The sequence below is a fragment of the Komagataeibacter europaeus LMG 18890 genome, from assembly GCF_000285295.1.
Classification (GTDB): Bacteria; Pseudomonadota; Alphaproteobacteria; order Acetobacterales; family Acetobacteraceae; genus Komagataeibacter; species Komagataeibacter europaeus.
Window position 1 is genome coordinate 1 of the sequence record NZ_CADP01000150.1, and the last position, 5371, is coordinate 5371.

General features: G+C 60.2%; 10 protein-coding genes. 1 reads left to right on the forward strand and 9 read right to left on the reverse strand.

Features of this window, described 5'->3' with window-relative positions:
- Together GEU01_RS19200 and GEU01_RS19205 are read right to left on the reverse strand one after the other, a co-directional pair.
- On the reverse strand, nucleotides 1–314 hold a 314-nt coding region (locus tag GEU01_RS19200; RefSeq protein ID WP_026018885.1), incomplete at its 3' end, for a transposase.
- A gap of 33 nt (nucleotides 315–347) precedes the next feature.
- The gene (locus tag GEU01_RS19205; protein WP_157212894.1) at nucleotides 348–695 is read right to left on the reverse strand and encodes a hypothetical protein; all 348 of its coding nucleotides are present in this window, start codon (nucleotides 693–695) and stop codon (nucleotides 348–350) included.
- A 123-nt stretch (nucleotides 696–818) separates the two neighbouring features.
- Here GEU01_RS19205 and GEU01_RS26530 point away from each other — a divergent pair, with 123 nt between their 5' ends.
- Nucleotides 819–980: a hypothetical protein gene (locus tag GEU01_RS26530; RefSeq protein WP_019087354.1), complete on the forward strand. Its 162-nt coding sequence runs from the start codon at nucleotides 819–821 to the stop codon at nucleotides 978–980.
- A 7-nt stretch (nucleotides 981–987) separates the two neighbouring features.
- Here the strand turns inward: GEU01_RS26530 and GEU01_RS19215 are convergent, their stop codons facing one another.
- The 7 genes from GEU01_RS19215 to GEU01_RS19245 form a co-directional block, all read right to left on the reverse strand.
- Complete coding sequence (locus tag GEU01_RS19215; protein WP_019087355.1) at nucleotides 988–1350, reverse strand: tail protein; 363 nt, start codon at nucleotides 1348–1350, stop codon at nucleotides 988–990.
- Nucleotides 1347–2024 carry a phage baseplate assembly protein V gene (locus GEU01_RS19220; protein ID WP_019087356.1) on the reverse strand — a complete coding sequence of 226 codons (678 nt, stop codon included), beginning with the start codon at nucleotides 2022–2024 and terminating at the stop codon, nucleotides 1347–1349. Before GEU01_RS19220 ends, GEU01_RS19215 begins: the two co-directional genes overlap by 4 nt.
- Entirely contained in the window at nucleotides 2017–3177 is a 1161-nt protein-coding gene (locus GEU01_RS19225) for a hypothetical protein (RefSeq protein ID WP_019087357.1), read from the reverse strand. The genes GEU01_RS19220 and GEU01_RS19225 overlap by 8 nt, the downstream gene beginning before the upstream one ends.
- On the reverse strand, nucleotides 3174–3383 hold the full coding sequence (locus GEU01_RS19230; protein WP_019087358.1) for a hypothetical protein: 210 nt from the start codon (nucleotides 3381–3383) through the stop codon (nucleotides 3174–3176). The genes GEU01_RS19225 and GEU01_RS19230 overlap by 4 nt, the downstream gene beginning before the upstream one ends.
- Nucleotides 3384–3390: 7 nt before the next feature.
- Complete coding sequence (locus GEU01_RS19235) at nucleotides 3391–4314, reverse strand: hypothetical protein (protein WP_026018886.1); 924 nt, start codon at nucleotides 4312–4314, stop codon at nucleotides 3391–3393.
- A 105-nt stretch (nucleotides 4315–4419) separates the two neighbouring features.
- Nucleotides 4420–4749 (reverse strand): hypothetical protein, encoded by a 330-nt coding sequence (locus tag GEU01_RS19240; protein ID WP_026018887.1) that lies wholly within the window; start codon nucleotides 4747–4749, stop codon nucleotides 4420–4422.
- A gap of 160 nt (nucleotides 4750–4909) precedes the next feature.
- A partial coding sequence (locus GEU01_RS19245; protein WP_019087360.1) for an IS5 family transposase occupies nucleotides 4910–5371 on the reverse strand: 462 nt, incomplete at its 5' end.

A 5371-nucleotide genomic window follows, 5' to 3' on the forward strand; every position in this document is an offset into this window, starting at 1 on the left:
TGCTCACGCGACAGGATCACGAGAATATGGTTCATGGCTTCCCATCTTCCCTCGCAGATCCAACGGTAGAAATAGCCCTGTACGGTCGTGAAGGCCGGAAAGTGCCGGGGCAACTGCCGCCATTGGCAGCCGGTCGTGACGATATAGAGGATCGCCTCCATGACCCGGCGCAAATCCGTACGTCGTGGTCTGCCCAGCCGTTTCTTCTCGGGCATCAGCGGCGCAATCAGCGCCCACTCCGCATCGCGCAGGTCGCTTGCATATTCCAGGTCGTCCCTTTGATACTGCGCTCGGGTGATTTCAGTCCAGGCCATCTTGATCTCATCAGGTTCTTGCAAACCCATGAATCATAACCCGCTGAAATCACTCAACTCATTTTCGGTCAGACACTCAATGATTTCAATCGTGATATCGGTTGCTGTCGCTGTCTCGGATTTAGCCGTGATGAAGATGGCCTGTTTGCGGTTGAGGTAATATGCGGTTCCGGGGCGTCCGCCCTTGGCACCAGAGGTTATTTCCACCGTGGAAACAACTCCAAGGGCGCGAAGCGCGCCGCCGTGACGGACGATCAATTTGCGGACCATGCGAGGATCTGCAAACCCGAGGCGCGTGGCCAGATCAGTATCAAGGATGCGGAGTTCACCCTCAACCATAGAAGGAGTGATGAGAGTCATGCTATTGGCAGTATCAGCCATGTCCGAAGCTCCGTTTCGGTGTGGTTAGGGCGGTTTCGGAAATCTCACCTTCCGTTGCCGCCCGTTGGTTATATAACCATACAAACCTTGCGCGCAACAGGTTTTATAGGTTATCTAACCCTCATGGCCATCAACCGAGAAAAAACGACCCAGAAGTTGGTATCAATGCCAAAGGAAATGGCACAGGCGATTGCTGACTATCGGTTTGCTAACCGCCTGCCGTCAGAGGCCGAAGCCATCCGCCGCCTGATCGCAAAAGGCTTGGAGGCAAGCGAGAAAGCCTGAACAGTATTTAGGTGCTCAGTGTCAGTTCCTGCACCGCGCCGGTGGTGGCATCGGTGTAGGATATGGACAGAAGATAAGCCCCGGTTTTCGGGCTGGTGATCGTGACCGTGATGGGTTGGGTCTGGTCCACACCGGCCTCTGCCTGCATCTGTTGCAGCACAAGGGCGCGGATGCCCGCTTCATCCATCACCGTGCCGACCCGGGCGGGCAGGCCCGCGCCGTAATCGGGCTGCCAGATATACGCGCCCGCATTGGTGCACAGTCGGCGCAGCAGCGCCTGCCGAGTCTGGTCCGCGCCCGTCACCACGGCAACACCACCGGTGCCCGACAGGTCAAGGTCACCGCCCATGGTATGGGACAGCGCGCTCATGACGGCGCGCCCGTGGTGCCTGGCGCATCGGTGACCGGGTGGGTGTGGCTGTGGCCGGACGTGCCGTTCGCGATCACGTCCTTCTGGCCCGTCACGGTGCCCTGCGCGGTCATGTCCTTATCCGTGGCGATGGGGCCGCCAGTGACGGACAGGCCGTTACCATCCAGCGTCATGGCCACGCCGCCGACCTTCCACGCCTTGCCGCCATTGGTCAGGGTTTCCGTGGCGTTCCCGGCCCCGCTGTAGATCGTGTCTTTCGTGATATGCCACCACGGGGCGTTCTGCGTGGCGTTTCCCGGCGTGGTTTCGCCATTGCCCGGCGGCGCGCCGCACCCGGCCATGATCAGCATCTCGCCGGGCTGTGCCGGACTGCCGGTGGCGGGGGATGCGGGCGGCATGACCACCGCGTCATACACCGGCATGACGGCCACGCCGTGTTCCGCGTCCGCCTCCACATGCACGACCAGCACATGCGTGCCGATATCGGGCGGGCAGGCGATGCGCAGGCTGCCGACCTGCATGGCGGCCCAGGGCAGCCAGCCGCTTTCGATGTCTGACGGCTGGGTCATGACCTTCACGGCATGGTTTACCGGGTCTACCGCGCTGACGATGCCAAACTCCGGTTGCGCCTGCGCATTCGCGATGTTGGAACCCACCATGCGCATGTCAGCCATTATCTTCGTCCTTCGTCACATCGCGGTTGCGTAAGGTAATCTGCTGTGTGAATCCGCCAGACCACGAAAAGCGGCTACTGACCGCGTCCACATCAAGCGTGCCATCCCATGTCGTGCCAGTGCCGGTGATCTGCATGAACTGGCGCGGGGCCAGCGTGATGCGGCCTGGTATCTGGCCACTGATGACGCGCTCATGCGCCACGATTTCGTTATATTTCTGCTGGGCATACTGCTGCACCAGATCAAGGCGAGCGCCCGGCAACGTGAAGCTGTGAACGTTACCAGTGCTTTCCGCTTTCTTGGTCGATCCGCCCTCCACAGACCAGTAATACTCCACCCGGTTGCGCTGGCGGCTGTCCCATGCCGTGACGTGGACCACGACGCCCTTTCCGATCTGGTAATCCCTCGTAAAGCGCAGGCCACTTGCCCCCATCTGGATCGGATTGAGCGGGCCGGTGTCGCTATAATCCAGCGTGTGGGTGTTGCTCTTGTCGGCAGTCGGATACGGCGCGCAGACAATAGTTTTCCCATCCGCATACAGGTCGCTGCCGGTCATGTTCGCCAGATAGCTGGCGAGGTCAAACGCAGTCTGAAACCGACTGTGGCTGCTGGCGGACTTCCGTTTGTGTTCGACCTGCCAGAACTGGCCCACCATACCATCGGTCATGGTTACGTTGGGCGTCAGGCCCGCATCGGCGATCATTGCCTTGACCACATCCGCGCCGGTCATGTTCATCCAGCCCGACAACACGCGCATATCCAGCAGCTTGGCCAGGTAGTCGCGGCACTGGATGTGTACGGACGTTTCTGCCGTGGACCATTCGACATGATCCACGATGCCCTGGAACATGGTCGTCCACTGTGCGCCGGTCCGGGCTTCGTCGCGCATCTGCAAGGTGATGTCGATATCAGGAAGCGCGGATCCGCTCGATGATGCCGCCAGATCAAACCATAGGCCGCCCGTGGCGATCTGGGTACGGTCCAGCGCCAGCGTCATATCCAGTGTATCGGCCCGGCTGTATCGGGTGCGGGTAAGCGTGAATTCTTCCAGCAAGGTGACGGTGGTTTCAGCTCCGTTGACCAGAAGCCGGGCGCGCGGCACGCGCCATATCGGCTGCTTGCGGTGCGCCGTAACGCTGATTGTCTCGCTCATGCCGACACCCCAGGCACGCCGCTCGCCAGTGATGCATCAACGGTCGGCAGGATGATCTGAACTGGCGTCAGGAAGTTGGACAGATCGGGATCCGTCAGACCGTTCAATTGCGCAATCCGCCACCACTGCGTTGCATCCCCAAGCTGCGCCGCCGCAACGTGATACAGCGACATGTCCGCTGCCGTTACCTTGATCGTGGTTGCCATGATGATCCTATTGCGCCGTAACTAGCGGCCCGTTCTGGGTGCCGTCCGTGGCTGTCAGGGTGTTCGCATAGGCGCGATTGACCAGTGCGCCGGACGTGACCGATGCGCTGTGCAACTCCGCATTCTGGGTCAGGGTGGATAGACCAGCCGCGCCGTTCAGGCTCACCCCCTCAAGGTTCGCGCCTGTCTGGCTGATACCAGTTGTCAGGCCAGTGCCAGCTGCTTCCAGGCCGGTCAGCAGCCTTGCAGCACTTTCCGGGGTCGAGGCCAGATTGACGCCCGCGCCAGACAGGCCGCCGACCACCGACAGATTATCCTGCACGCCAGCAAACAGGCCGCCAGCGCCAACCATGTCGGCAATCGGCGTCACCTGCCCCACAACCGTGGATAACTGGCCCGCGATATTGCCTGTAATGGTGGCTACATCACTCACGGCACCGGTGATGGATGAAACGACAGAAGCCGCATCAGACCCGATCAGGGCGGACAGGGCGGATGAATTACCAGAAGCCGTCGCGCCGGTCTGCGGTGGCTGTTCCAGCACCAGCCGGTAGGGTATGACGATGCCCTTCTGCTGGAAATCGTATGAATACTGGACAATCTTGACCAGAAGTGACAGGCCCGCACCAGTGAACTGCACCGGTTGTCCGGCAACGCGCATAGATTTGAGCAGCAACGCGCGCTCATACGCAGTCGGGCCGACAAACGTGCCCGACAGTTCCAGCCGGTCGGGGTCGTTGCCCACCGCGTCGATGATCTTTCCGCCACCGGGCAGTTTGTGGACGGCCAACTGCTGTTCGCCGCCATCGCGGATCAGGTTCGGCACTTCCATGCCAGTTAGCGTCAGGCTGCCGATGGTAACGGGCGCAGATGCCCACAGCCGCCCGATCGAACCGATGGCGGTTTCGGCGTTCATGAGCGACAGGGACATGGGAAATCCAACAAAAAAGCCGCCTCGGACGGGCGGCTTGGTGGTCGTATTCAGGGCATGATGTCCTGAATAATGCATATTACTGGAAAAAGTACAAGGGCGAAATCAGAAAGGGTTATCGACGCTGCTGGTAGGTTTGGCGTTATCTACCTGGTCCTCGATGGTGTTGGACGCCCTGCCCTGCTTTCGGTGCCGAGCAGTTTCGGTCTTGTGTTGTGCCCCACGCACGCCAGAACGGTGGGCACCATCGGCTTCTGCCTGCCTCTCGCACTCATACGCGCCATGTTTCGTGTGCCCATACCAGCGATCACCCGGCAGGTGGTAGACGCCAGTGTTCTGGTTGACCCACACCACTGTGTCGCCGGGGCAGGATGGGGCCGCGTTGGCGGCTGGGATTGTGCCGATCAGGACGGCGGCGAGGATCAGGTGGCGCATGGTGTTGATATACCGGCATAGGTGAAGCGGAAGGTAAACTCTCAGGCGCATGACAATCATGCGGTAACACTTCAGACGACTCTTATGCGTGTGTGAAAGTCATGCAAAAGGAGATGGGTAATGACTGATCCGAAACCTAAGAGCCTGATTCGAAAGTTCTTTAACCCTGACAATGCTTTGCAGTCCGTCGTGTGAGCATTCGGATCGAGGCAATCAATGTCCATGCGGTTGAGGACGCAATGGACTTTTCCCAATCTTTGGCGAGCCGCCTGCACCGTCCCAGCCAGGCGAATGTCCGTTCAACCACCCAGCGGCGCGGCAGGATCTGAAAGCCCTTCGCCGTATCGGACCGCCTGATGATTTCGACCGTCCATTTTCCCATGGAGGCGAGCGCGGATCGCAATTTGTTGCCAGCATAGCCGCCATCAGCAAAGATGTGGCGCAGCCAGGGAAAGCGCCTGCGTATTGCCGCCAGAACATCAACCGCCCCATCACGGTCCTGGATGTCGGCGGCATGAACGAGGAGAAAGATCCGGAAGCCGCAGGTGTCCGTCACGATATGGCGCTTGCGGCCCTTGACCTTCTTACCCGCGTCATAGCCCGAAAGCCCGCCGCTTTCCGT

Bases quoted from the DNA above. Each gene is read 5' to 3' on its own strand.
- GEU01_RS19225 (WP_019087357.1), bottom strand. From the start codon at position 3,177: ATGAGCGAGACAATCAGCGTTACGGCGCACCGCAAGCAGCCGATATGG.
- GEU01_RS19220 (WP_019087356.1), bottom strand. From the start codon at position 2,024: ATGGCTGACATGCGCATGGTGGGTTCCAACATCGCGAATGCGCAGGCG.
- GEU01_RS19205 (WP_157212894.1), bottom strand. From the start codon at position 695: ATGGCTGATACTGCCAATAGCATGACTCTCATCACTCCTTCTATGGTT.
- GEU01_RS19240 (WP_026018887.1), bottom strand. From the start codon at position 4,749: ATGCGCCACCTGATCCTCGCCGCCGTCCTGATCGGCACAATCCCAGCC.
- GEU01_RS26530 (WP_019087354.1), top strand. From the start codon at position 819: ATGGCCATCAACCGAGAAAAAACGACCCAGAAGTTGGTATCAATGCCA.
- GEU01_RS19235 (WP_026018886.1), bottom strand. From the start codon at position 4,314: ATGTCCCTGTCGCTCATGAACGCCGAAACCGCCATCGGTTCGATCGGG.
- GEU01_RS19215 (WP_019087355.1), bottom strand. From the start codon at position 1,350: ATGAGCGCGCTGTCCCATACCATGGGCGGTGACCTTGACCTGTCGGGC.
- GEU01_RS19230 (WP_019087358.1), bottom strand. From the start codon at position 3,383: ATGGCAACCACGATCAAGGTAACGGCAGCGGACATGTCGCTGTATCAC.